The organism is Nostoc sp. 2RC, assembly GCF_014222165.1.
Classification (GTDB): Bacteria; Cyanobacteriota; Cyanobacteriia; order Cyanobacteriales; family Nostocaceae; genus Nostoc; species Nostoc linckia.
In genome coordinates, this window is sequence record NZ_JACKZU010000012.1 from 25883 (window position 1) to 50633 (window position 24751).

At 40.1% G+C, this 24751-nt stretch carries 20 protein-coding genes; 11 read left to right on the plus strand and 9 right to left on the minus strand.

Annotation, left to right across the window (positions count from 1 at the left end; translation table 11 throughout):
• Positions 1 to 563: 563 nt before the first annotated feature.
• Positions 564 to 1223 (plus strand): carbonic anhydrase, encoded by a 660-nt coding sequence (locus GNE10_RS03100; RefSeq protein ID WP_185563604.1) that lies wholly within the window; start codon positions 564 to 566, stop codon positions 1221 to 1223.
• 314 nt (positions 1224 to 1537) lie between these two features.
• On the opposite strand, the gene GNE10_RS03105 is transcribed toward GNE10_RS03100, so the two are convergent.
• Complete coding sequence (locus GNE10_RS03105; RefSeq protein WP_185563605.1) at positions 1538 to 2866, minus strand: cytochrome P450; 1329 nt, start codon at positions 2864 to 2866, stop codon at positions 1538 to 1540.
• Positions 2867 to 3399: 533 nt separating this feature from the next.
• Positions 3400 to 5085, minus strand: coding sequence for a lipoxygenase family protein (locus GNE10_RS03110; protein ID WP_185563606.1), 1686 nt, complete (start codon positions 5083 to 5085; stop codon positions 3400 to 3402).
• 548 nt (positions 5086 to 5633) lie between these two features.
• Between GNE10_RS03110 and GNE10_RS03115 the strand changes: the two genes are divergently transcribed.
• The 3 genes from GNE10_RS03115 to GNE10_RS03125 are packed head-to-tail and all read left to right on the plus strand — an operon-like array spanning position 5634 to position 7639.
• Entirely contained in the window at positions 5634 to 6602 is a 969-nt protein-coding gene (locus GNE10_RS03115) for a sodium-dependent bicarbonate transport family permease (RefSeq protein ID WP_185563607.1), read from the plus strand.
• Positions 6603 to 6606: 4 nt separating this feature from the next.
• A complete protein-coding gene (locus tag GNE10_RS03120) occupies positions 6607 to 6918 on the plus strand; it encodes a P-II family nitrogen regulator (RefSeq protein ID WP_096539644.1) in 312 nt (103 codons plus the stop codon).
• A 28-nt stretch (positions 6919 to 6946) separates the two neighbouring features.
• A complete protein-coding gene (locus GNE10_RS03125) occupies positions 6947 to 7639 on the plus strand; it encodes a carbonic anhydrase (protein ID WP_185563615.1) in 693 nt (230 codons plus the stop codon).
• Positions 7640 to 8086: 447 nt separating this feature from the next.
• Here GNE10_RS03125 and GNE10_RS03130 read toward each other — a convergent pair whose 3' ends face one another.
• Complete coding sequence (locus GNE10_RS03130) at positions 8087 to 8245, minus strand: YqaE/Pmp3 family membrane protein (protein ID WP_099065790.1); 159 nt, start codon at positions 8243 to 8245, stop codon at positions 8087 to 8089.
• Positions 8246 to 8400: 155 nt separating this feature from the next.
• Complete coding sequence (locus tag GNE10_RS03135) at positions 8401 to 8748, minus strand: translation initiation factor (RefSeq protein WP_099065789.1); 348 nt, start codon at positions 8746 to 8748, stop codon at positions 8401 to 8403.
• Between the two features lie 599 nt (positions 8749 to 9347).
• On the opposite strand from GNE10_RS03135, the gene trpB reads away from it, so the two are divergent.
• The 7 genes from trpB (at position 9348) to GNE10_RS03170 (ending at position 15981) form a co-directional block, all read left to right on the plus strand.
• Positions 9348 to 10583 (plus strand): tryptophan synthase subunit beta, encoded by a 1236-nt coding sequence (gene trpB / locus GNE10_RS03140; RefSeq protein ID WP_099065788.1) that lies wholly within the window; start codon positions 9348 to 9350, stop codon positions 10581 to 10583.
• A gap of 35 nt (positions 10584 to 10618) precedes the next feature.
• Complete coding sequence (locus tag GNE10_RS03145) at positions 10619 to 11755, plus strand: class I SAM-dependent methyltransferase (protein ID WP_185563608.1); 1137 nt, start codon at positions 10619 to 10621, stop codon at positions 11753 to 11755.
• 432 nt (positions 11756 to 12187) lie between these two features.
• Complete coding sequence (locus GNE10_RS03150; RefSeq protein WP_099065786.1) at positions 12188 to 12478, plus strand: hypothetical protein; 291 nt, start codon at positions 12188 to 12190, stop codon at positions 12476 to 12478.
• A 432-nt stretch (positions 12479 to 12910) separates the two neighbouring features.
• Positions 12911 to 13117 carry a hypothetical protein gene (locus GNE10_RS03155; RefSeq protein ID WP_185563609.1) on the plus strand — a complete coding sequence of 69 codons (207 nt, stop codon included), beginning with the start codon at positions 12911 to 12913 and terminating at the stop codon, positions 13115 to 13117.
• 250 nt (positions 13118 to 13367) lie between these two features.
• Positions 13368 to 14396 (plus strand): phosphoribosylformylglycinamidine cyclo-ligase, encoded by a 1029-nt coding sequence (purM, locus tag GNE10_RS03160; RefSeq protein ID WP_185563610.1) that lies wholly within the window; start codon positions 13368 to 13370, stop codon positions 14394 to 14396.
• Between the two features lie 482 nt (positions 14397 to 14878).
• Entirely contained in the window at positions 14879 to 15565 is a 687-nt protein-coding gene (locus tag GNE10_RS03165; protein ID WP_099065783.1) for a PHP domain-containing protein, read from the plus strand.
• A 122-nt stretch (positions 15566 to 15687) separates the two neighbouring features.
• A complete protein-coding gene (locus GNE10_RS03170) occupies positions 15688 to 15981 on the plus strand; it encodes an antibiotic biosynthesis monooxygenase (protein ID WP_099065782.1) in 294 nt (97 codons plus the stop codon).
• 24 nt (positions 15982 to 16005) lie between these two features.
• Here GNE10_RS03170 and GNE10_RS03175 read toward each other — a convergent pair whose 3' ends face one another.
• From GNE10_RS03175 to folK, 5 genes are all read right to left on the minus strand, one after another.
• Entirely contained in the window at positions 16006 to 20913 is a 4908-nt protein-coding gene (locus tag GNE10_RS03175; RefSeq protein ID WP_185563611.1) for a PAS domain S-box protein, read from the minus strand.
• A gap of 688 nt (positions 20914 to 21601) precedes the next feature.
• A complete protein-coding gene (locus GNE10_RS03180; RefSeq protein WP_185563612.1) occupies positions 21602 to 22411 on the minus strand; it encodes a prohibitin family protein in 810 nt (269 codons plus the stop codon).
• A gap of 338 nt (positions 22412 to 22749) precedes the next feature.
• On the minus strand, positions 22750 to 22998 hold the full coding sequence (locus tag GNE10_RS03185; RefSeq protein ID WP_260446759.1) for an ADP-ribosylglycohydrolase family protein: 249 nt from the start codon (positions 22996 to 22998) through the stop codon (positions 22750 to 22752).
• 7 nt (positions 22999 to 23005) lie between these two features.
• Positions 23006 to 23554 carry an NUDIX hydrolase gene (locus GNE10_RS03190; RefSeq protein WP_185563613.1) on the minus strand — a complete coding sequence of 183 codons (549 nt, stop codon included), beginning with the start codon at positions 23552 to 23554 and terminating at the stop codon, positions 23006 to 23008.
• A 418-nt stretch (positions 23555 to 23972) separates the two neighbouring features.
• Positions 23973 to 24509: a 2-amino-4-hydroxy-6-hydroxymethyldihydropteridine diphosphokinase gene (gene folK / locus GNE10_RS03195; RefSeq protein WP_244917928.1), complete on the minus strand. Its 537-nt coding sequence runs from the start codon at positions 24507 to 24509 to the stop codon at positions 23973 to 23975.
• Positions 24510 to 24751: the final 242 nt, after the last annotated feature.

Genomic DNA, 24751 nt, shown 5'->3' on the forward strand with positions numbered 1-24751 from the left:
CTGATACCGTTTTGAATTGTGTATTTTGGATTGCCAATTCTTGGTGCATCTCGGTTTAGTGAATCCATCAGTTGCAATCATTTTTGCAATAAGTATTAAATGTTTTAAGTTCAAATTTTTGTTAGTTGTTAGGTTAGCTTACCACTAAACGGTCTCTGCCCTGCAAAATATCTAGACATCCTATAGCAATCATATTTTGTTTCTGAAAATTATCAAATTAAGATACCCGGCTGATATAAAAAGTCGGGTATCTTATTGACTGCATAGTATTTGCAGCATAGTTGAGGAGAGAGTAAACCTCTTGCAAAAAGTACTTTTGCAAGAGATGAAAAAAGGGGTACATCTTTATTGGGGAAAAGAAAAACACAAAACCTTTCCCCTTACCCTTTTCCCGACTTCTGCAAGAAGTCTAGTGATGGACAGCTAAAATTTTTCTAAAAAACCAAATAAAAAAATCAGCCATCAGTCAAAATTAAATTGTGTATTCTAGAGAATTAAGTCTAAACTCTGCGTCCTGAATTCTGAAGTGTTCTGCAAAATTCTCTCTCAGATTTGATGAAAGAATGAAATATAACAGCATTAATCAACTCTTCAAAAATAATCAGGCGTGGGTTGCTGAAAAACTGGCTCTCAACCCGAATTACTTTGAAGAATTATCTAGCGGACAAACACCACCATTTCTGTATATTGGTTGTTCTGATAGTCGTTTACCGTTAACAAATTTTACCCGTACAGAGCCAGGAGAATTATTTGTACATCGTAATATTGCAAATCAGGTTTCTCTCACAGACATGAATTTTTTAGCCGTTTTAGAATACGCAATTCTACATCTGGAAGTGAAACACATTATCGTTTGCGGCCATTATGATTGCGGAGGAATTAAAGCGGCTTTAGAATGGAAAACCATCGGAATTATTGATAACTGGGTAAATCCGATTCGTGAATTGTATTTACAAAAAAAAGCAGAAATTGACGCCTTACCAACCAGAGAAGAACGCCTGAACTATTTAGCGGAAATGAACGTTGCAGCCCAAGTAAAGAATCTCTACCAAACTTCAATCATGCGTCAGGTACTTTATACCTCAAAAGCGCCCATAGTTCATGGCTGGGTACTAAATATCAGTACTGGATTAATCAAAGATTTGAATGTTTCAACCTTGGAATGGCAATTGCGTAACTGTCCCTTGCTTTTGGAATGGAATATGTATAGGAATCCGATTTGATAACTGAACATACTTGTGTGCTGCGCGGAGGCGCAGCGCAAGCACCATAGGAAGAGAACAGGGAAAAGAGAGTAGAAATGTACCTAGTTTTTTTTCAAAAATCAAATATGAGTCCTATAAATTAGTCCTCTGTCCCATTATTTTTGTAGGAAAAAATGTTCGTAGTAAGGACTTTAGTCCTTGATTTTTCAGCACTAAAGTGCTTACTACGAACTTTTCATCTATTAGTGGTGTGTCAACTGAAAAATGATTAATCAAGGTAGCGAGTAGGGACTAAAAGTCTACACTTGATTTTGTGGGTAGGTGTGAGTAGTTTACTTTTTAGTCAGCTTAATCCAAAAACCCTTGTCAGGCATAATCGTACCAGAAAAATATGTTGTATCGAAGTTAGTACCAGGCTCAAGTTCCAGCGAGTATTGCGACAGTATATTAATTAACATCACCTTGGTACAAAGTAAGGTAAATGCCATACCAATGCACTGTCGAGGGCCAGCACCAAAGGGGAAATAGTGGAAAGAAGGAGGTACATTAGTAAAACGTTCTGGGACAAAGTCATCAGGGTTTTGCCAATGTTTAGGATTACGGTGGAATGACCAACTACTGATAAAAACTTGGGTTCTTTCTGGAATTCTGTAGCTTCCTAAGGTCACTGTTCGTCCTGGAAGAACTTCCCGAATAAATAAAGGTACAGCAGGATATAACCTCAAAGCTTCCTTAACTACCAAATCAAGATATTTGAGTAAATTGACATCAGCTTGCTGAAATTCGTTGTTGTGTTCTTCCAGAAAAGTAGTGATTTCTGATTCTAGTTTTTGCATTGCTGCTGGGTTTTTAGCACATAAAAACAAGACTGCTGCTACTGCTTCCGCCACATTTCTTGTGCCTGCGGTAAAGGTTGTAGACAACTCGTCTCGCAATTGTGTTGTTGATAGGGCTGTGTCCTGAATCACAAAAGACAACAAATCTATTCCTTTTGGAGAGGAATGCTGTTGACTTTGAGAAATTTGCTTTTCAATAAAGTTATTCCATTGCTGGCGCTGCAACCAAAATTTGGGATTTAGCGATAGGGGATAGGGTAAAAATTGCTGTCCTCCCCGATTGTTCATTTCTTGCATCAATGTATTAAAAGCCTCGAAATAGTCGCTATTCATTGCTGAACCCAAGATTGTCAGCCCGAAGATGCGAAAAGACAATTTCACCAGTTCGCCAAAGAACTCTACAGATTTAGGTGTGGAACTAGGCTGTAAGTTTTCTAGATAACTATTGGTTGTTTCTCGAATAATCGGTAAAATTTGCTCAAAATAGTTATTGATGTGGGTTGCTGAAAAGGGGTGATTGTGGCGTTTAAATTCCCAATCTCGACCATTGCTTAAGAAAAGACTGTCTCCCATCACTGGTTCTGCTGCTTTTCGGGGAGAATTTTTATAATAGGAATCGCGATCGCTCACTAAGACTTGCTCAATTAAGGCTGGATCATTAATCAAAATACTGGCTTGATTGAATAACCAAAAGCGCATAATATCGCCATAAGCCAAGGCATATTCATACAATCTGATATGAGAGGGCGTACCCACAAAATCTAAAGCATTACCAATTAAAAATTGAGGAGCAGGCCCAGGAATGTGATTAATATCATTGGTCATTTTTTATTTACCATTTTCCAATTCTTGCTTGCAAAAAAATACCTAATACAAATTCAAATTTTGAATTTGTAGACATATTGTCTATTCCTTTTTTTTGGCTTTGTAAATTCGACTTTCAAAACAAGAATTCAGATTAACTATTCTGCATTGAAGTTGCACATTGACTCGATTAGATTGTTGACTGTTGACAGTTAAGGGTTAACAGTCAACAACCACGCTAGTGTAGTTAAGTAAGTCGGTGAAATAAAACCAAACTATGTAAAGAAAAGTAAATAAGGCTCAAACTCTTTCTCCCCCTGCTCCCTGCTCCCTGCCCCCTGCCTTATCCCAACAATAATTATTTACATCGGCCTACTTATGCTTTTTTAGCGTCCATTAGTTTATTAGGGCGCGGGACTGCCGTGCCTCTACAAATGGTCTGTATTGTATTCAGTCGAGAACTGCTACCTGAAAATCTTTACTGCTACGAACAAGAAAGAACGAACTACCCATACTGAACTGACATTACAGTGTGGAACTTCTAGCCGTTGACGCTAAATATTTAAGCTATTAGGTACATTGGAGGGTAAAAGAAAGGTATAAGGTTCAAGGCGCGTCTGATTTCGCTGATTAATCACTTGCTCTACTTCTTGTAATTTTGCCTGGAATTGCCGCAAAACATTCTGAGCGCGGACATCGACAAAGTTTTTGTCTGGATAGCCCAAGCGATTTGGTTGGAAAACAGTGAGAGTTCTCATCAACTCTAGTTGCTTTGCCGCCAGCTTTTGTGGGGGGAGAATCTTCAAAATTGTGGCTTCATTAATTTCTCGATCGCGGCTAGGAGGTGGTGCATAAGTAGCTAACGGCATATTGGGTACGAAGGCGAGGTAGTCGTATTGGGGATAGTTCACCGCACCATGCTGAGGCCCACTGATAAAAATTAGTTGGGTGGCGATGGCCACTAACTGTTCCACAGTTTGCAATTGACCATTGGGCACTAATCCTTTGACACCACCCCCCTCTGGAGATATTAACTTTTGCACCCAATTCTGTAGTTCTGTATCCTTAATAATCTGGACTGGAGATGTGTAATAGAGATCTAAATAATTGCTAACGTAAGCCTCAATTGCTTTCCACAATAGTAAACCATCATCCCGATAGGGGTAGTCCGGCAAAAAGTTTTCTCCCTGTCCATCCACATCGGTTTCCCCCACTCCTCGCCTAGTTAATTCCTTGGGCAAGGCAAACTCACTGAAGTTTTCCAGATATTCTTTAATAGCTGCTTTAATAACGGTGATGGAGGCCTCCAGGGTTCCAGCTAGCAGGGTATCTGCGTAGCCACCTGGGCTGATCAATTGTTCCCGTGCCAGTTCATTGATTGCTAGGGTGAATTGAAAATGGGGTTTTAGCAACACTGAAAGAGGATGATTGGGTGCTAGTTCATTGGCAGTTGCTAAGACAAATGGCTCTAATACCAAATGAGTTCGTCCCAGATGGCTGATAGCTTCATGATAGTTGCCATCAGCCATCTGAGCGTAGATTTTTGCCATAAACCAATGCATTCCATCCATTGGTGTATAAATTGGATTGTTTTCTGGATGGGGTTGCTGATTGAGTTGAATGGCAATTGGAGTCAAACTTCCGCGATAATCTCCATAACCTACGGGTTTCCAGCAGTACAACACCAAGGGAGCAGCAATGGTTTTTGTTCCTTGTTCGTAGGTTCCTGGAGTGAGTCCATCAAGCCCCTGATAATTGGTGATGAAAATTCTGCCCTCTGCGATCGCTTCGGCTAACGTCTTTTGAGTTAGCATAATTTTTTGAAAGATGGCATCTGTAACTGCGAAGTTATCGGGTAATTTTCCCACTACCCGCTCAATTACCATCGGGTTAGCACCAGCAATGCGCTGACGAGCAAAAACACCATCATTGCGGAATGTTTGCAATGTCGAAGGTTTGGGCAGCAGTGGAAACATCTGTTGATAGTCTTCTAAACTATCGAAGGGATCGAAAACATTATCAATATTAGTTGCCAAAGTATTGGCGATTAATGATATTAAACTTTTATCTCGCTCCAGTAAATATTTAAATGAAAACATTTCTGACTGTGGCAATTCTTTAATCAAAAGTATTCCCGCTGTTTCGCCATATTGATAATCTTCCCGTTGACGTGCAATCTCTTGCTTTCGCTGTAACTGTTGCTCAGGGCTATCATCTTGGGGCAAACTTGGCTGTGTCATAAAACTAATCCTCAAATTTTCATAGTTGGAAATGACCCCATATTAGAGTTAGGTTTTCATAGAGCTTTGCAGTTAGTCCAATACAGACCTAACCTGGAAATAATTCCCTACAAGGCTATCCTTAAACTTGACCTCTCTCAATATTTGTAAGAGAGATACAGAATTATAAATTTATGGGATAAAAACCCAGTGGTAGTATATTTTTCGCTGATATGGGAAAAGAGTTAGCTGTTGGTAATTACCGTTATCAAAAACAGACTTGTAAAATTTACTGTTTTCCATTTATCAGAGGTAGATTGGGGAATTATGCAAGAGTATTTCAGTTTTTAATTACATTTTCTTAAAAAAGAAGTCAAAATTTGTGAATTGGTGAATCAATTACTCCTCATTACCCCATACCCAAAAACTCCATCTCTAGTAGGTCAACTTTTTCATCGTCTAATTGACATGGGGTAACAAGACACGATACATCATGATCGAGCCATTAAATTTTTTGAAATGAAAAATTTCTCTAATTCCCAACATTACAAGCATCAGGAGGGGTGGAAATGGATGTCAGCTTGATAGTATCCAACATCCTCAATCCCCCAGTGCTGTTTTTCTTTCTAGGTATGACTGCGGTTTTTGTCAAGTCAGATCTAGAAATTCCTCCACCAGTGCCGAAACTGCTTTCGCTTTATCTGCTGTTGGCGATTGGTTTTAAAGGAGGGGTAGAACTGATCAAAAGCGGAATCACTCAGGAAGTAATTCTGACACTGATAGCAGCCATGTTGATGGCTTGTGTAGTACCGGTTTATACGTTTTTTATCCTCAAGCTCAAGTTAGATATTTACGATGCTGCGGCGATCGCTGCAACTTATGGTTCTATCAGTGCTGTGACCTTCATCACCGCTAGTGCCTTTCTCAACGAGCTTGGTATTACTTTTGATGGCTATATGGTAGCAGCTCTGGCCTTGATGGAATCTCCAGCCATCATTGTTGGTCTAATTCTGGTGAATCTGTTCTCCGTGGATGAAAAGCGAGAGTTTGCCTGGGGAGAAGTTTTACAAGAAGCATTTCTTAACAGTTCAGTCTTTCTTTTAGTTGGTAGCCTGATAATAGGCTTCTTAACAGGAGAACGTGGCGGGAAAACTTTAGAACCTTTTACTCAGGGGATATTTTATGGTGTTCTCAGCTTCTTTCTCTTGGATATGGGACTAGTTGCTGCCAAGAGAATTAAAGACTTGCAAAAAACCGGAGTTTTTCTGATTTTATTTGCAATACTAATTCCGATAGTTAATGCGGTTATTGGGTTGGCGATCGCCAAATTTATCGGTATGCCTCAGGGTGATTCCCTTTTATTCGCAGTGTTGTGTGCTAGTGCCTCTTACATTGCTGTGCCGGCTGCCATGCGGATGACTGTTCCAGAAGCAAACCCTAGTCTTTACGTTTCTACAGCTCTAGCAGTGACATTCCCGTTCAATATCATTGTGGGAATTCCGTTATATCTCTACGGAATTAACCTGTTTTGGAGGTAACAACATGCATCTAGTGAAAAAGATAGAGATTATCGCCAACTCTTTTGAGCTTGGCAAAATATTAGATACCCTAGACAAGTCTGGCGTACACGGTCACGCTGTCATCCGAAATGTTGCTGGCAAAGGATTGCGAGGAACAACGGAAGATTTAGACATGACCATGCTTGATAATGTCTACATCATCGCGTTTTGTATGCCAGAACAACTCAAACCTGTTGTTGAAAACATCAGACCACTGCTCAACAAGTTTGGAGGCACTTGTTACGTTTCCGACGTAATGGAAATCCGCTCGATGAAATGTGTTGCATCTTTATAAAAGAAATATAAATCCAATGAAGCATTTCATGGAACGTCGTGACTTTTTAAAGTTAGGGGTCACAGGAGCATTCGGAATGATGCTAACTGCCAGTGATTTCCTCTGGCGAGTTGAACAAGTAAAAGCCGCACAATTGCCTCCTCAAACTCCAAGTCCCGACGCCGCATTGCAAAAGTTAATAGAGGGAAATCAGCGATTTGTTGAGCATAAACCCCAATATCCCGATCAAACTGCGGTTCGATTGCAGGAAGTTGCTCAAGCACAACATCCATTTGCAACTATCCTGAGTTGCGCGGATTCGCGAGTACCCGCAGAAATTATTTTTGACCAGGGTATTGGAGACATCTTTGATGTCCGCCTCGCCGGAAATATTGTCACGCCAGAATCCTTGGGTAGTATCGAATATGCCGTTGCTTTATTAGGTACGCCACTGCTGATGGTGCTTGGTCATGAGCGATGTGGAGCCGTTACCGCAGCTGTGAAAAATGAAGCCTTACTCGGCGATATTGGTAGCTTTGTTGAAGCAATTAAGCCGGTGGTGAAAAATGCCAAACTTCAGCCAGGGGACGCGGTGGAAAATGCTGTGGTTGCCAACGTGCAATATCAAATTGCCAGACTGAAGCGATCGCAACTCTTAAGTGAGCGTTTAGAATCCGGTAAATTAAAAATTGTCGGCGGTCGTTACGATTTGGATACCGGAGGAGTAACTATAATTACCTGATCCATCAACATTGGCAGCGTATTCTCTCAATCAGAGATCCGATAATTACGCTTGAAGATTGAGAGCATCCGCTAATATTTTTCTTCACAAGTACTTTTTTAATGAAAAGCGATCGCCACAATTATAAGTTAAATTCTCACAACTAAGTAGAGCGGTGTAAATAATTAAAGGTTCGTAATAAGGACTTTAGTCCTTATTAAGAACTCAATACAAAACTTTTTGCATTACTTAACATAGTTTAGTTGTTTTAAGTCGTTCTACTTAATTCACTAAGACCAGTTGATTAATTTATCAAGTTTCTATATCTAAACTTTATTAATTCTAAATTCTGAATTCTGAATTCTGAGTTCTGAATTCTGTAGAGGCAATTCATCAATCACCTCTACACAAACTTTCTTCAGCATCTTTAACGCCGAAATTGGTACACTCAACTAACCCTTAAAATCATTATTTCTTCGCAATAATCCACACTGCGTGAATAATCCCAGGAATGTAACCAAACAGCGTTAAAACTATATTAATCCAAAAGTCTATACCAAAACCTACTTGCAAAAAAACTCCCAAAGGCGGTAGGAAAATTGCACACAGAATCCGAACTAAATCCATTTAAACCTCCTGTTAATTTCATGACAAACAGCTTGCTAGGCAAGTTATACATCACCCTTCAAGCATGTTTATATTTACAACACTCCTCAAAGATAACATCGGCCTTGTGAATTTAAATTGGGGTTGATATTCGGTAAACCGCACTGATTTAGACATTAGCCGCCGCTGATTTTGGCTTTGTAGCCTAGCTTGGTCAAAATCTCGACAATTTTCTGTTTGTGGTCGCCTTGAATTTCAATTTCGTTATCTTTAATTGTTCCGCCTGTGCCACACTGAGTTTTCAACTGTTTGAGTAAATCTGCCAAGGTTTCTGGTTTGGTGTGAAAACCGGTAATCACAGTGACGGTTTTACCTTTGCGTCCGGCGCGGGTCGCTTGTACTCTCAAATTTTGTTGTTGTGGAGGCAATTCTGGAATTGGTCTTTCTATGGCGGCGGAGTTATCGTTACCAAATTCGCGGTAGACAAAGTTTTTATCAGAAGATTTGGAATTGGAAGAAGACATAAAATTTTTCTTAATAAAAATTTCAAAGCAGTGGAAAATTTATCTCAAAGTAATTGAAGAAGAACTCAGAAGTCAGAATTCAGGAGTCAGAATCAATCAGTCGGGGATTCAGACCCGCGACTGATTGTTCGCGTAGCGTCTCCCCTTGGGAGAAGACCACCAAATTTTAAATTTGGAGGGGGTCTTAAACCCACTTATTCATTTACCAGTCAGACTCCAATTCGATTCTGAATTCTGACTCCTGACTCCTGAATTCTTTTTTGATAAAAATTAATTATAGCAGGCAAGTCCTCACGGTTTAACTCGCTCTACAGTCTAGGTGCTTTAATTTTTCTAGATTCCTGCGGCGATCGCTAAATATTTCTTCTGAGAGATTAATCCTCACTAACGACATAAATTTACCTTTGACAATTGTGAGAATGTATTTCTTGCCGCATTGATAAAACTCGCCGTAAGTCAGATCTGGAGATTTGGTTTGAAGTTCTAAAGTGATTTACAGGGCTTTAACCACAGTTAAATTTTGTCACACTCCTGCAATCCACATATAGGCCTAGACTTTCTTATAATAATTAAGTTATTTCCCTCATCAAAATTAGCCTGTGACTACTACTCCCCTGTCTACAAATTCAACTACTCAAGTTCCCGATGCGCTAGGCCGCTTTGGACGCTTTGGCGGTAAGTATGTACCTGAGACGCTAATGCCTGCTCTTACTGAGTTAGAAACAGCTTATCAGCAGTACCGCAACGATCCTGGGTTTCAAGCAGAACTACAGCAGTTGTTAAGGGACTATGTAGGACGTGCCACACCATTGTATTTCGCGGAACGCCTAAGCGCTCATTATGCCCGTCCCGATGGCACAGGGCCACAAATTTACTTAAAACGTGAAGATTTAAATCATACTGGCGCTCACAAAATTAACAATGCCCTTGGTCAGGTATTGTTAGCAAAGCGTATGGGCAAAAAGCGAATTATTGCCGAAACTGGTGCTGGACAACACGGAGTAGCCACAGCTACGGTTTGCGCTCGTTTTGGACTCGAATGCGTAATTTATATGGGCGTTCATGATATGGAACGCCAAGCGCTGAATGTCTTTAGAATGCGCTTGATGGGCGCACAAGTGCGTCCGGTGGAAGCAGGAACCGGAACCCTCAAGGATGCCACTTCCGAAGCAATTCGGGATTGGGTGACGAATGTGGAAACTACTCATTACATCTTGGGTTCAGTGGCAGGGCCTCATCCTTACCCAATGATGGTACGTGATTTCCATGCAGTCATCGGTGAAGAAACCCGCGCCCAAGCAGTCCAAAAATGGGGTGGATTGCCTGATATCCTCATGGCCTGTGTGGGTGGCGGTTCCAATGCTATGGGACTATTTTATGAGTTTCTCAATGAACCTAATATACGCTTAATTGGAGTTGAGGCAGCTGGAGAAGGCGTCAACACCGAAAAACACGCAGCTACCTTGACAAAAGGGCGAGTTGGTGTATTACACGGAGCCATGAGCTATTTGCTGCAAGATGAAGATGGACAAATTATTGAGGCACACTCGATTAGTGCGGGGTTAGATTATCCCGGCGTGGGGCCAGAACATAGCTATTTAAAAGATATTGGTCGGGCGGAATACTATAGCGTCACGGATGCAGAGGCTTTAGCAGCCTTCCAGAGATTATCGCAATTAGAAGGAATTATTCCCGCATTGGAAACAGCCCATGCGATCGCCTACTTGGAAACTCTGTGTCCCCAACTCACCGACAGTCCTCGAATTATCATCAACTGCTCTGGACGCGGTGATAAAGATGTGCAAACAGTAGCCAAATTTTTAAATCCAGCATAAGTAAATATACGTTGAATCTAGGGGAGAAATTAACAATGGATCAACAACTCCAACACCCTATGCTACCGAAAACCACTCAAGACGAGTTGGCACGCCAAGAGTTTGTCCAAAGTTTAAAATTACACATTTTTCGCAATCTCTCTCCTGGCAATAAAGTAATCTATGAAAAAGTAGCCAAGCCAAAGTTTGAGCGAGAACACCAGCGTCCTCCCCAAAACCGTTATGAAATTCGGCAAGCAATGGAGGAGGAACCCTACTATCGTTGGACTGGTGTCCTGAAACGAATCAGCCAAGAAATGTTATGGGATGCTGTAAATACTAGCGTTGATAGGCAACTGCCAGAGTTAATTGAACGTGCCAAAGACAAAGGTGGCGAACTAGGTACTTTAACTATCGACCCAAATTTTTCAACACCTACTTATCAAAAGGCTGTGGATATTCATTGTATGCCTGGGGGATATCACAGCGAATTTATTGCTGATGATGTCACCGCCGGTGCAGTTTACGATCGCGGTGCCTATGTTTATGGTGTGGGTTGGTTGGGGCCACTCAACGATGATATGGGGCTATCTCTAGTCCAAAACTATCTCTTACCAGAGTTTCCCGACTTTCGACCGAGAAAAATTCTCGATATGGGATGTTCTGTAGGTCACAGTACATTGCCCTATGTAGATGCTTACCCAGATGCAGAAGTCCACGCCATAGACATTGGCGCTTCTATGCTGCGTTATGGTCATGCAAGAGCCGAATCTTTGGGCAAACGCGTACACTTTTCTCAACAAAATGCCGAACACACCAACTTTGCAGATGAATCCTTTGACTTAGTGGTTTCTCACATTTTGCTACATGAAATTCCCCCCCCAGCCGTGCGTAAGGTGATGCAAGAATGTTATCGTCTACTGGCTCCTGGTGGAATGATGCTCCATGTAGAAGCACCCTTGTATCGTCACATGGATGCCTACATGCAATTTGTTTTTGATTGGGAAACTGCTAACAACAACGAACCCTTCTGGAGTGCTGTACGCGATTTGGATTTGGTCACCATAGCCACTGAGGCGGGTTTTTCAGCAGATAAGACATTTGAGAAATTTGTTCCTAATGGTGCATGGAAAGCTCAAGGCGATAAGTCCAAGAGTTTTGGTACTTGGTTTGTAGTTGCTGCAACTAAGTGAATTAGGAGGGAACAGGGAATAGGCAAACTTGTAAATTCCCTAATTTGAATTAAGGGAATTTACAAGTTTGTGTTTTGATTTCTTTATTGAAGAAGAATTCAGAATACAGAATGGGCTAAACGCCCCGCTACCGCTAACAGAATTCAGCAATCTTTCAGTGGGGGATTCAGACCCGCCACTGATAGCGTAGCTTCTTCGAGTCGCACAAAATACCTTTCCTGTATTTTGACGACTGACGTATGTATTCTGTTTGATAAATAAACCCATACCAATTGAAAAAAAACGCGACAGATACATACTTGTTCTGTCTGATTTTCTTGATGCGTGAATTTTGAATTGGTATTACTTTCCCTGTTATCCAATACCACAGTAGGTTTCTAAATCTATTCCCTGCCCAAAAGGCATTTTATTTTTTAAAGAATTGGAGTTAAGATGGCAAAAACAGCCAAGGGTAAACGACCAGTTTACTTAGAGAATCCGCAAATTGATAAATTATTGGCGATGGTTATGGCTTTAACTGGTGAAGTATCTGTACTACGCGATCGCCTCGATACCATTGAACGATTGCTAGAAGCTAAAGGTATTTTATCCACTAGTGAAATTGAAGGTTATCAACCGGAGGCCAAAGTAATTAATCAGCGAGAAAAGTTGCGTGCAGAATACATTGCACGGGTGTTGCGCGTAGTCGAAGAAGAGTTACAAACTCTCAACCAAGACTCATAATTAGGACTTACGCAAAACCCAACTTCGTTATGAACGAAATAAAAACATTTATTTCAATACCCAGAGAGTGAAGAAATAAGACGTTCATTATAAATCCCCTAAATTTATTTATGGGGATTATCTTTTTATGGCGTTGCTTGTTTCAAGTCATACCATTTTGGATTTTAGATTTTAGATTTTGGATTGTGAAACAGTTAGTAGTAATCGCTTTTGGCTATACATCTGTCGCAATCATTTTTGAAATTGGTATCACTTCTTGCAATCAATTGCTTTTTGCACTCTTGTGGTCAAAGGAATGCATCTTTATTGGGGAAAGGGAAAATACCAAACATGCACCCCCTTTCCCCTTTCCCTTTTCCCAACTTCTCTTAGAAGTCTAAGCTACAAGGGTACTGCCTCCTGTATCTTAAAAATAGTTAGATGTTAAGGTATATGGATAGTAAAGACTTAGCACAATATATTGAAGCAACAAATAGCATCAGTAAACCTTGGCTATTGGTTCAACTGCGTCTCAAAAAATTGCAAGAACGTCGAGCTACGTTAACAGACGATGCTTACAACAAAGAATTAGAAGATATTTTCCAAGATTTAATGAATTTAGGGGAATGGTGGCGCGGTATTGAAGATGAAGTATTTTAAATAGGATTTACGCAACGCTGATATTGTCATTAGACTTCTTGCAAAAGTCCTTTTGTTCACTCTTTTCTTTGCGTCTACCCTGCGGGAACGCCTTTGGCGGTATGCGTGAGACAAAAAATTTTTTATGCAAGAGACTCCATGAACACAATTCACAACGAAGGAAGTTTTAGGAGCAGTTTATGTCCTAAGCTATGCTTTGACTGCTATAATTTTTCACTTCTAACTGAAATAAATCGGGGTGTACTCAGCAATGGATTATCGCGATGCTGGAGTTGATGTTGAGGCTGGTCGGGGTTTTGTAAATCAAATTCGTAATTTGGTTCACAGTACTTTCAGACCGGAGGTCATTGGTGGATTGGGTGGCTTCGGTGGCTGCTTTCAACTACCAGGAGGTTTTCAGGAACCAGTTTTAGTTTCGGGAACAGATGGAGTGGGAACAAAGCTGAAAATTGCTCACATTCTCAATCGCCATGATACTGTTGGCATTGATTTGGTGGCGATGTGTGTGAATGATGTGCTGACATCTGGTGCTGAACCGCTGTTTTTTCTAGATTATGTAGCAACCGGGAAGTTGGATAAAGAGCAATTAACTGATGTGGTTGCGGGTATTACATCTGGATGTAAGCAAGCTGGTTGCGCTTTATTGGGGGGAGAAACGGCAGAAATGCCTGGTTTCTACCAAGTAGGTGAGTACGATTTGGCTGGGTTTTGTGTGGGAATTGTGGAAAAAAGCCAGATGTTGGATGGTTCTCAGGTAAAAGTAGGAGATGTAGCGATCGCCCTCGCTAGTACGGGCGTACACAGTAATGGTTTTAGTTTAGTACGAAAGATTGTCAGCGATGGTAACTTTTCTTGGAGCGATACTCCAGAATTGTTAGGCGGTGAAACTATCGGCGAAACTTTCCTCAAACCCACGCGCATTTATGTCAAGCCGGTTCTAGCAGCGCTAAAAGCAGGTTTATCAATTCATGGTATGGCTCACATCACAGGTGGTGGTTTGCCAGAAAATTTGCCTAGATGTTTGGGAGAAGGTCAAGCAATAAAAATTCACAGCAGCAGTTGGAAAATTCCTCCTGTATTTCAGTGGATAGCTGAAGCAGGAGAAGTTAGTCCCCAAGCTATGTACAACACATTCAACATGGGAATTGCATTTGTATTGCTGGTGTCACCTGATGAAGTCGAGCAGGCAATTAGCCATTTTCAATCCCATGAAATTCCAGCTTTTGCCATCGGTGAAGTCATTACTGGTGCAGGAGAATTAGTAGGATTACCATTGTGATAGATATTTTTTACACAAAAAAGCAAATTTATTTTTAGCTTAGTAGAGTTATACCGATTCAAAAAATGTTTGCTACAGATACCCTAATATGGTTCGGGGAAAGGGGAAAGGGGAAAAGGGAAGGCAACAGGCAAGAGGCAATAGGGAAAGAAAGTCTCTTGGTGTCTGGGTGTTACTGTAAATTTATGTCTTCAACTATGCTTCGACTGCTATATTTTCTCTGCTAATAAATTAGTGTCTAAGGTTAATGAGACACACAATTTTTATATGCAATATTTGTCACCACTGAATTTATGAGGTAATTCAAACAAACCATGACTACTGACGTTGAGATTTGCTAACGTAGTCTTAACATATCGAAAAATTGGCTAATAAAGCTGAGAAATTAGCTGTCAGGACTAATTTATAGTTCTGAGTATTTCTCATCTGTATGTGTGGCGTTTTAGTGTGTTAGGAATATATATTTTTGTTTAGAGAGGGTTATGGTTGTAAATTTGGCCCGCACTACTGCTTCTACAGAAATGTTGAGGCAAGTATTTCAGAACATTGATGCACATAGTTGTCCTACGTTATTCAACTTTCACATGCACACTGTCCATTCAGATGGCAGGTTGCAGCCAAGTAAATTGATGGAACAGGCGATCGCTATTGGCTTAAGGGGGTTTGCGATTACCGATCATCACACTGTTGGTGGCTATCAAGCTGCACAAGCTTGGTTAGAGGATTGGAAGTGGAATAATCCTGGTGCAAGCACTCCTCTATTGTGGAGTGGTGTTGAAATCAATGCCAACCTTTTAGAAACAGAAGTTCACATTTTGGCTTATGCTTTTGAGCTAGACCACCCCAGTATCAAACCCTATCTACAAAGAAGACCGACTACAGGCAAAGAATATCAAGCAAATAATGTGATTGCTGCCATTCATGAAGCCGGCGGATTGGCAGTTTTAGCTCATCCTGCACGTTACAGGCGATCGCATTTTGACTTGATTCCAGCTGCGGCCGAAAAAGGTATCGATGGTGTAGAAGCTTTCTATGCCTACAATAACCCCAACCCCTGGAAACCCAGCGGTTTGGAATCAGAACAAGTGCAAAAGCTGGCTGATGAATACGTTCTTTTCAATACCTGTGGTACTGATACCCACGGTTTGAATTTGCTACAACGATTGTAAAGATGATTTATGATTGTGAATTGCCCACGTTGACCTGATGGTAAAGTGTGGGCTTCCAATTTTACTTCATCTGCTATTTTAAACCGGGTCTACTTTGAAACTTAATTCTCGCCCAAAACTACATGATTCTTGAAGCTGCGATCCTGAATGTCAAACCAGGTTTGGAATCCGATTTTGAAATGAATTTCAAACAAGCTTCTCAAATTATTGCATCAATGAATGGATATTTATCCCATGAATTGCATAGATGCATAGAAGTAGAACGAAAATATTTATTACTTGTAAAATGGGAAACCTTAGAATCTCATACTGTGGGATTTCGAGGTTCTATTGAGTATCAACAATGGAAGAAACTTCTACATCATTTTTACGAGCCATTTCCCACAGTTGAACATTTTCAAAACATTGAAATTTAAATATTAATGACTTCAGTCCTGTAACTATTTGGTCAACTCCATAATTTTCTCAAACTCGAAATTATGAGCTAAATTACCGATGGAGTCTCGCAGGGCAGCATTTTCTAGTGGAATTTCCTCAATCAACTGTAAAATTAAGTCATCACTACATTGAGCAGCAGCATTGTAGATTTGTTTCACCCATTGAGGTGACATTGCAGATATCATGGCAGCTAAATCTGTCAGGGTTAACATTGATTCTGCTTTCTCTTGGTCTGGTACAATCTGATAGCTTTGTTCTTGATAAATATATTGAACTTGTAAATATTCTTGCAATTTTTCTAGTAATTCTGCTTCACGGAAAGGCTTGTTAATAAAATCATCACAACCCGCTTTAATCATTGCCTCTCGTTGTTCTTCAAAGGCATGAGCAGTTAAGGCAATAATTATAGTGTGACTATGGACAGTGGGGAAATGAAAAATTTGTTGTTTCGATTCAATTTCTTTAGTTTTAATAATTTTTGTCGCTTCGTAGCCGTCCATAATCGGCATCCGCATATCCATTAAAATCAGGTGTGGTTGCCATTGCTCCCAAAGTGCGATCGCTTCTTGACCATTTGCAGCTTCTTCCACAACAAAACCGATGCTTCTAAGAATTTTTATTAATACTAAACGGCTATCTGTAGAGTCATCAACTACTAAAATACGGTATTGATTTTGACCAGGTGCTAAACTGACAACTCGCCGTCTAGTCTGTTTGACGTGTACTTCACTAGCTGCGGCTAAACTAATTTGAATATCAAAGCTAAATTTACTTCCCTTCCCAACAGTGCTAGTGAGACTAATATCTCCCCCCATAAGTTGCACATATTTACGGCTAATTGCTAAACCCAATCCTGTGCCCTGTTGGGATTTCCTGCCGGTTTCAGTTTGCCCAAAAACTTGAAATAACAAGTTAATTTCTTCTGGAGCAATACCGCAACCAGTATCTTCAATCTCGAAGTAAAGATGGGCATTGGGCATTGGGCATTGGGTATTGGGAGAGGCAGAAGGATGGTTCTTGATTTTGAATTGTGTTAGCGCAGTTAAGCCCTGTCCGTAAGCATCATTTTGAATTTTGAATTGTTTGTCTCCCTCATCTCCAATGCCCCCTGCCCCGTGCCCCATGCCCACCTTCAACATCACCCTGCCAGTATCGGTAAATTTAATTGCATTTCCCAGGAGGTTGAGCAAGACTTGACGCAGTTTACTTTCGTCGGCTTGGACAATGTGGGGCAAGTCAGATGTATATTCAAATACCAACTCTAATCCTTTGGAAGTGGCGCGGAAACGCAACATTTCTTCAAGATTTTGCAAAAGGTGAATTAAGTCAAAACTGCTGAGATTCAATGTCATTCTCCCAGCTTCGATTTTTGACATTTCCAAAATGTCGTTGATTAAGTTGAGAAGATGTTCGCCTGCACGGTTGATGATTGTTAGATTTTGTTGATGTTCGCTAGACAAAGCATCATCATGGCTCATGAGTTGAGTAAAACCAAGGATGGCATTGAGTGGGGTACGTAGTTCGTGGCTCATGTTGGCCAGGAATTCACTTTTGGCGCGGTTAGCAGCATCAGCAACGATGGCGGCTTCTTGCAGCGCTTGTGATTGCCTTTGCATTTGTGCCAATAATTGCGCTTGCTGCAAAGCAACCGCCAACTGATTACTAATTTGAACCACCATGTTGACTTCTTCTGGTTTCCATTGGCGGGGTTCGGAATTTTGATAACTTGCTAGCAAGCCCCAAAGCTGATTGCCAGATAAAATGGGAACAATAATATAAGCCTTTGCTTGAAACCGTTCCAAGAGTTTGATGTACATAGAATGAAGCTCAGCGTTGTAAATATCTGGGATGCAGCTAAAACTCGCACCTTGGGCGTACAAATCTTGGAGGAAAGTATTTTTTGCTTGCTCATCTGACCGATGTAAAATTTTCATCAGGCAACGACCATTTTCTATCATTCCTTGTGTCAGATCGGGGTCATTTTTCAGTTCTTCCATTAAAGAAATCCAACCGTCTGCTACTGACTCAGAAATAAATTTGCCGCTCCAGTTGGCATTGAAACGATACACAGCAACTCGATCGCAGTTTAGTACTTGCCGTAATTCTTGGGTTGTGGCTGCAAATATACTCTCTAAATCCAGTGTTTGACGCATCCTTTGAATCACTTGGGCGATGGCTCTTTCCCGTTCTGCACTCTCACGCAAGGCTTCTTCTGCCAATTTTCTTTCGGTAATATCAGTAATCATCCCGATATAACCTTTAATTTCTCCATCCTCTGTAAATTCCGGCAAAGCCTGACAAATAACCCAGACAATTGAGTTGTTCTGATGACATAAGCGATGTTCGTGTTTATACTTTGTACCAGATGTTGTTGCTTGATGCCATGCGGTTAACAGTTGCTCTAAATCATCTGGATGTACAGCATTTATCCAACCTTTGCCCAAAGATTCTTCAACGGTGCAACCAGTAATTTCACTCCAACGCTGATTAAAATATAAGATGTTGCTATCAAGATCGGTATAAAATATACAAGCCGGGGAAGCTTCGGCTAAAAGTTGATATCGTTGTCTACCTTCTTGGACAGCGAACTCTGCTAGTTTGCGATCGCTAATATCTGCCCAGTAACCAACGCATTCTATCGGCTCCCCAGCTTCGTCACGAATTAACCTCATCTTTTCGTAGAACCAGTGATAAGTTCCATCAGCGTGTAACCAGCGATACTCATAAGATTTGTATTCTTGCTCAACCAGTTGGCTAAATTTTCTAGACACCAGTTCTACATCTTCTGGGTGGATGCGATCGAGCCAAAAATAGGGATTTTCAAGAAATTCGGCTGCTTCGTAGCCAACCATTGCTCTCACATTCTTACTAATAAAAGTAGTGCTAAAGTCCCCCGATGTTTTGCTGCTATAAATCACCACAGGACTAGAAGTGAGCAAATATTGGAGGCGTTCGTTTGCTAAACCCAATTCTTGTTCAACGCGTTTGCGTTTAATTAATCCACCCAATTGAGCAGCAACAGCACTCACCAATAACAGCAAACGCCGATCTACTAATACTGAACTGCGTTTAAAAAACACTAAAACAGCTAATACTTGGTTTCCAGCCAGTATGGGAACGCCAAAACCAGCTTTTAATCCTACTTTTGCAGCTTGTAGCGATCGCAAAAAAATCGGCTCTGTTACTTGGGAAACATCTTCTATCCATTCTGGCTCCTGGTTCTGCCAAACTCGCCCTGGTAATCCAGATCCGAAAACAAATGTAATAGTTTTACTTTGATAACAGAATTCTTCTAAGCTGTCTTCCTCTCCATACCAGCCCAAACTGTGTTCTAAAACAGTGTTATCTTCATTGGGTATCCACGCCTCGCCAAAATCCCAGCCGATGGTTTGACAAATTAAACGCAAAACCACTCTTAAGGCGTTGTTGACATCACTGGCGCGGGCGATGGCTTGGGTTGTCAACAGCAACAAACGACTTTCATTTTCTGCTTGTTTGCGTTCAGTGATATCTTTGGCAGTACCTAGTACATACCATTGTCCGTCGATGTCCATCATTTCCGCACTAAATAAAGTCGTTTTAATTTCTCCCGAACAAGTGCGAAAATCAACTTCGTGGTTGCGAATGGCTTGAGTGTGTTGCAGGGTGTAGGTAACCAGATTATATTCTTTTGGATTCACCCAAATATTCAATTCTTCATCAGTGCGATCGATCACTTGAGAGTGAGAATAACCAAAAAACCGACAAAAGCTATCGTTAACTTCGATATAGCGTTTGTCAGGAACAGTAATTAAAGCAATAGGATCGGGAGATGCTCGAAAAGCCGATGCTAGTTTTTTTTCAGAAGCGCGTCGCGCCGCTTCTGCACGTTGGCGACAGCGTACTTCCAGTACTAAAGAAACTAAATTACCCAAAGAACGAGCAAAATTTTGGTCTTCTAATGTCCAAGAATGAACACCACCCACCGCTTCCAGACATAAAACTCCTACTGTTTTTCCCTCCAGCCTAATTGGTGTATCGAGTACAGAAGTAATGTTTAATCTTGAGTAAGAAGCTGAAAATTCTTTGGTTCTAGAATCAATGTGAGCATTATCAGTGGCGATTATTTGGTCTTGTTGCAAAGCTGCAAAATAAGCTGGATAGTCGGCTGCGGATAATGAAACTCCTTGGCTGTGTTGATTCAGACTCGCTTGGAATAAGTCAATACATTGGATTTTCGTCCTTTTGTCGTCATATAGCCAAACACTGGCTCGTTCTACTCCGATATTTTGGGTAGCTGTTTCTGTAATTGCACTCAAAGCTGCTTTTAAATCACCTTGATAAAGGGTTGGATTTTGCGCTAATCGTGTTAATACTAAGTTGTGAGTGCGGAGCTTAATCGCACTATCTTCCAGAATTTTAAAATTTGTTGTTAAATCTTTGTTAACGCTAATTTCTGGGAGAATATCCTGTGTTTGCCTGTTGCGAATATTTAATTCAATTGTCAAGCGTTGACGTTCTTGAATTTCTTGTTTTAACTGTGTTTTTAACTTTTTGATAGTCAGTTGATTTTGTACGCGAAACAAAACTTCTTGAATGTTAAATGGTTGAGTAATACAATCAATATCGTGAAAGTCAAAAATCTTGTCTTTGGTAAATAATTCATCGCCACTACCAAAAAAAATGAGCGCTATGTCTTGAGTTTTTTGGTGATTTTTCAATTGATGGTAAACTTGATAAACATCTATATCTGGCAAAATAACATTGCATAAAATCAAATCTGGAGGATAAGAAAATGCCCTATCAATTGTTAATTTTCCAGAAAATAGACTCTGAACTTGATAGCCTTGATTTTGCAGGATATCTGATAAAAAATTTAAATTTTCTAAATTTTTATCAACTAACAAAATTCTGATTTTTTGAGCATCCATATCAGGAATTAAATTAATTTAAAATTCAAAATAATTTTGTGAATCAAACTGAATAAAAAATCAGAAATTAATGATTAGAGAAAAATATACTACAGAGAAAATAAACAAAATCAATGTTAATGTTGACTGCTGACTGTTGACTGTTAACTGTCAATATTAGCAATGGAATATTTTTTTGCCTAAAATTCTGTTAAATGTCAACTGTCAAAAGTATGAGTAACTATGCAATTTCAAAGCGTAATAGCTGATATAACTCTGGTTAAATAGTTATCATTGCGTTGGCGGTTCAGTAAAGCCGTTCCCGTAAAAAAGCCACCTTTGAGTGACATATCACAAGTAATTTGGCGGACATGATTATCATTCCCCTACATATACAATTAATCGTGTCAATAACAACTCCCTGTTTTGAATATCAAAAAATTAACAATTCTTAACAAAATCACGATAATCACAGGAACATCTTTCAGTCTTACCCACAGTGATTAATGTATCATTTCAATTTAAGCATTAATGTCATAAAAAACACAACAATAGCTTAAATCTTACTTTTCCAGTCCCCAGTTCCCAGTTTCTACTTTTAAACTAGATGCTGATGTGATAAATAGCACAATCATGACTGAAAAATATTTTTCCCAGTTCTCAGTCAACAGTCAACAATCATCAGTAAACTTTTTCGTCAAAATTAATTTCAATTTTGATTGAATTTTAAAAATTCACCTATATTCATCAATTTGGGAGCATCTTTACTGACAATTAACGGTAGCTTTCCATCCCATTTTTGTATTGCTTGCCTTTGTAGTATTTGTGGAGTTAGTCCATTATGTAATAATCGATGTACCTCAGCTTCTCCTTTTGCCAAATTAACTTGTGCCTCAGCTTCTTTTGTTGCTTTTAAAGCAATAAATTCTGCTCGTTTGGCTTCTTGCTCGGCAATTTGCTTGGCCTCCACCGCCTCACTAAATCTTTCGGAGAAATGGACGTGGACGAGAGAAATATCATCAACTGCAACGTGGTAACTATTCAGGCGTGTAGTTAATGCAGCATCTACTTCAGCTTTGACTTCTCCTCTTTTAGTAATAATTTCTTCAGCAGTATACTTTGCCATAACAGCTTTTAATACTTCTTCCACTGCTGGATTAATGATTCTGTCAATAACACTTTTTTCGTCTCCAATTTCTTGAAAAATGGCATTTACTTCCTGAGGAATAATATGCCAATTTAAAGCTACATCTGTGAAAACGTTTTGTAAATCTTTAGAAGAAGCTTCCGCAGAGATTTCTTGTTTTTGGACTCTAACACTCAATTTTTTTACAGTATTGTATACAGGGATAATGAAGTGAATTCCCTCTGCTAATATTTGGTTTTGGACTTCGCCAAATTTCATTAAGACGCCGCGTTCTCCTGCATTGACAATTACACAAGGTGTGAGCAAGAGAGTTATCAAGAACAAAAGAGCAGTCAGTTTTCCAGCACGGTTAAAATTCGTATTTTTTCTCATTTGCCTGAAACATTTATGCATCTTGCATACAGACACATATTTCACAGTTGTATGCTTCTTGTCGTTATCCTGTTATAAGTTTTGTTTGAAGTCAATTTTTATTTGACTTTAGTAAATGTCTGGATAGGGTTTCATGCGTTCGATAAAATAAAATTTATCTCCGTGTTGTCCGTGTGTGGTAAAACTAAGATAATTTTTTACCACAGAGGCACAGAGAACGCAGAGATTTTATAGCCTGAAATCAGATTTTATCAGTTACTTTAACAGGACTAGGTAGCTTTAGTCTATCTGAAATACTGTAATATTATCGAAAAGCCGTAGTATTGAAAAAGTTAAATTTACCGTCTGGGATCGCGTTTAAAGGCTGTAACAAAACTTTCGGCTAAAACTTCCGGCGTCCACGGTGCTTGAGCAACAATGACTTCAGCAATGGCAATGCTCATCTGGGTATCGTCGGTGTAGCTGCCAGAAATGAGTCGAAAACGCGGGTGTTGCACGTATCGACTCAAATCGTTGTTAACGAGCATTTCGTCAGCATATTCAAAGCCTGCACCGTAGGCATCTGCAATCGCTAACTCTAGCAGCATATTGGTACTACACTAAAAATGGACGCGCCAGGAAAAAGCTAGAAATTGATTTAGCGTCTATCGGTTCGCCGTCGAGAATTGCTTTTTCTAATTGTTCTGGAGTAAAGAATACAGTTTCGATATCCTCGTCTCCATCTTGGGGTGGTGGGGTTTCCAGCTTTTGTAAATCTTGAGCCAGAAAAGCATAAATAATTTCGTCAGAATAGCCAGGCGCTAGGAAAAATTCTCCTAATTTGTGCCATTTTTCAGCACTATAGCCAGTTTCTTCTTGAATTTCACGTTTTACTGTTTCTAAGGGGTCTTCATTATATTCTAGAGTCCCCGCAGGGAATTCTAATATCCGTCCTTGAACTGCAAAACGATACTGGCGCACGAGTACAAGTTTACCTTCTGGCGTCACCGGCACAGCCAAAGCGCCGCCGGGATGACGAATACACTCCCATTCTCCTTCTGATTTATTGGGTAAGCGCAAGCGATTAACTTCAAAATCAAACTTGCGTCCTTTATGAAACAAGCGTTGTTTCAACAGTTGTGGCAATTCTCTACCTAATGGCATAGTAACAAATTTGAATTATGTGTAAATAGTTGAAAATTATATGGACGAATATCCAATTTCATTAGTTTAGAAGTTTTAGTTTCATGCTTGAAAAACACAACTTCTATCCAATTTCCAGAATGCACTCAGAACTACTTTTGTTAACAAATTCCTGATTTGATTACCTCGCTATTTTTGACTAGAGGTCAATGAAGGAAGAAGCTACAGAACTCGTACTTTTGGCAAACTAGATTAAGACTTTCACCTTCTGAAAATTAAGTGATTACCTGTGGGAATATATCTATATTTTACAACTTCTGGCAATATAATCCGCAAAGTTTTGCAATAAACAGGTAAAATTAGCATTCCTGTAAGCTGTCAATAGCATTGAAAGGGATACATTTTTTTGTGTTGGTTGTTGACTGTTAACGGTTAACTGTCAACCGTCAGCCCATAAATGTACATCTGAACAGTCTACCTCTTTGAGCAGCTCTTTAATAACACGCCCGGAAACTGGTTCTACCCAATCTGAGGCGATTTCCGCAAGTGGTACTAGTACAAAAGCGCGATCCCGCATTCCAGGATGGGGTATTTGGAGATTTGGTGTATCGACAATAAAGTCATCATATAATAACAAATCCAAGTCCAGGGTTCGCGGCCCCCACCGTTCTTGACGCACGCGCCCAAATTGTCGCTCGATTTTGAGTAAATTTTCTAATAATTCGTGGGGTAGCATTTCTACTTGCAATGCGACGCAGCCGTTTAAGTAGTCTGGCTGTGGTGGCCCCACGGCTTTGGTTTTATACCAATTGGATCTTGCTTCTAAAAAAATTCCTGGGGTTTGGACTAAAGTTGCGATCGCTGCTTCTAAAATTGCCTGGGAATCTCCCATATTACTACCAAGGGCAAGGGCGGTTTTAACACGCTTTAGTGCCTTTTGACTGTTTTGAGATTGTTGTTGCGGATTGTTCCCCACATCTGTTTCGCTAACTTTCAATAGTCTTGATATTCTGAATACTGTTGAATCTTGCAGTATTTTGACAAAAACCGAATTCATTAAATCGAAAGAACATTATTTTTCAACAATAATTCATATACCATCAGCATTCAGAGATTGCTAAGTCTTCCTTTCTTTGCGTCTGTTTGTGAAGACGTAGTTTTGAATCCAATGATTCAATATCACCATCTCCCTTACCCCACCCCGGTTTTGTCTAAAGC

Bases quoted from the DNA above. Each gene is read 5' to 3' on its own strand.
- GNE10_RS03165 (WP_099065783.1), top strand. From the start codon at position 14,879: ATGGTTGTAAATTTGGCCCGCACTACTGCTTCTACAGAAATGTTGAGG.
- purM (WP_185563610.1), top strand. From the start codon at position 13,368: ATGGATTATCGCGATGCTGGAGTTGATGTTGAGGCTGGTCGGGGTTTT.
- GNE10_RS03115 (WP_185563607.1), top strand. From the start codon at position 5,634: ATGGATGTCAGCTTGATAGTATCCAACATCCTCAATCCCCCAGTGCTG.
- GNE10_RS03150 (WP_099065786.1), top strand. From the start codon at position 12,188: ATGGCAAAAACAGCCAAGGGTAAACGACCAGTTTACTTAGAGAATCCG.
- GNE10_RS03185 (WP_260446759.1), bottom strand. From the start codon at position 22,998: ATGCTGCTAGAGTTAGCGATTGCAGATGCCTACGGTGCAGGCTTTGAA.
- GNE10_RS03105 (WP_185563605.1), bottom strand. From the start codon at position 2,866: ATGACCAATGATATTAATCACATTCCTGGGCCTGCTCCTCAATTTTTA.
- GNE10_RS03110 (WP_185563606.1), bottom strand. From the start codon at position 5,085: ATGACACAGCCAAGTTTGCCCCAAGATGATAGCCCTGAGCAACAGTTA.
- GNE10_RS03120 (WP_096539644.1), top strand. From the start codon at position 6,607: ATGCATCTAGTGAAAAAGATAGAGATTATCGCCAACTCTTTTGAGCTT.
- GNE10_RS03175 (WP_185563611.1), bottom strand. From the start codon at position 20,913: ATGGATGCTCAAAAAATCAGAATTTTGTTAGTTGATAAAAATTTAGAA.
- GNE10_RS03155 (WP_185563609.1), top strand. From the start codon at position 12,911: ATGGATAGTAAAGACTTAGCACAATATATTGAAGCAACAAATAGCATC.
- GNE10_RS03100 (WP_185563604.1), top strand. From the start codon at position 564: ATGAAATATAACAGCATTAATCAACTCTTCAAAAATAATCAGGCGTGG.
- GNE10_RS03170 (WP_099065782.1), top strand. From the start codon at position 15,688: ATGATTCTTGAAGCTGCGATCCTGAATGTCAAACCAGGTTTGGAATCC.
- GNE10_RS03125 (WP_185563615.1), top strand. From the start codon at position 6,947: ATGGAACGTCGTGACTTTTTAAAGTTAGGGGTCACAGGAGCATTCGGA.
- GNE10_RS03180 (WP_185563612.1), bottom strand. From the start codon at position 22,411: ATGAGAAAAAATACGAATTTTAACCGTGCTGGAAAACTGACTGCTCTT.
- GNE10_RS03190 (WP_185563613.1), bottom strand. From the start codon at position 23,554: ATGCCATTAGGTAGAGAATTGCCACAACTGTTGAAACAACGCTTGTTT.
- GNE10_RS03135 (WP_099065789.1), bottom strand. From the start codon at position 8,748: ATGTCTTCTTCCAATTCCAAATCTTCTGATAAAAACTTTGTCTACCGC.
- GNE10_RS03145 (WP_185563608.1), top strand. From the start codon at position 10,619: ATGGATCAACAACTCCAACACCCTATGCTACCGAAAACCACTCAAGAC.
- GNE10_RS03130 (WP_099065790.1), bottom strand. From the start codon at position 8,245: ATGGATTTAGTTCGGATTCTGTGTGCAATTTTCCTACCGCCTTTGGGA.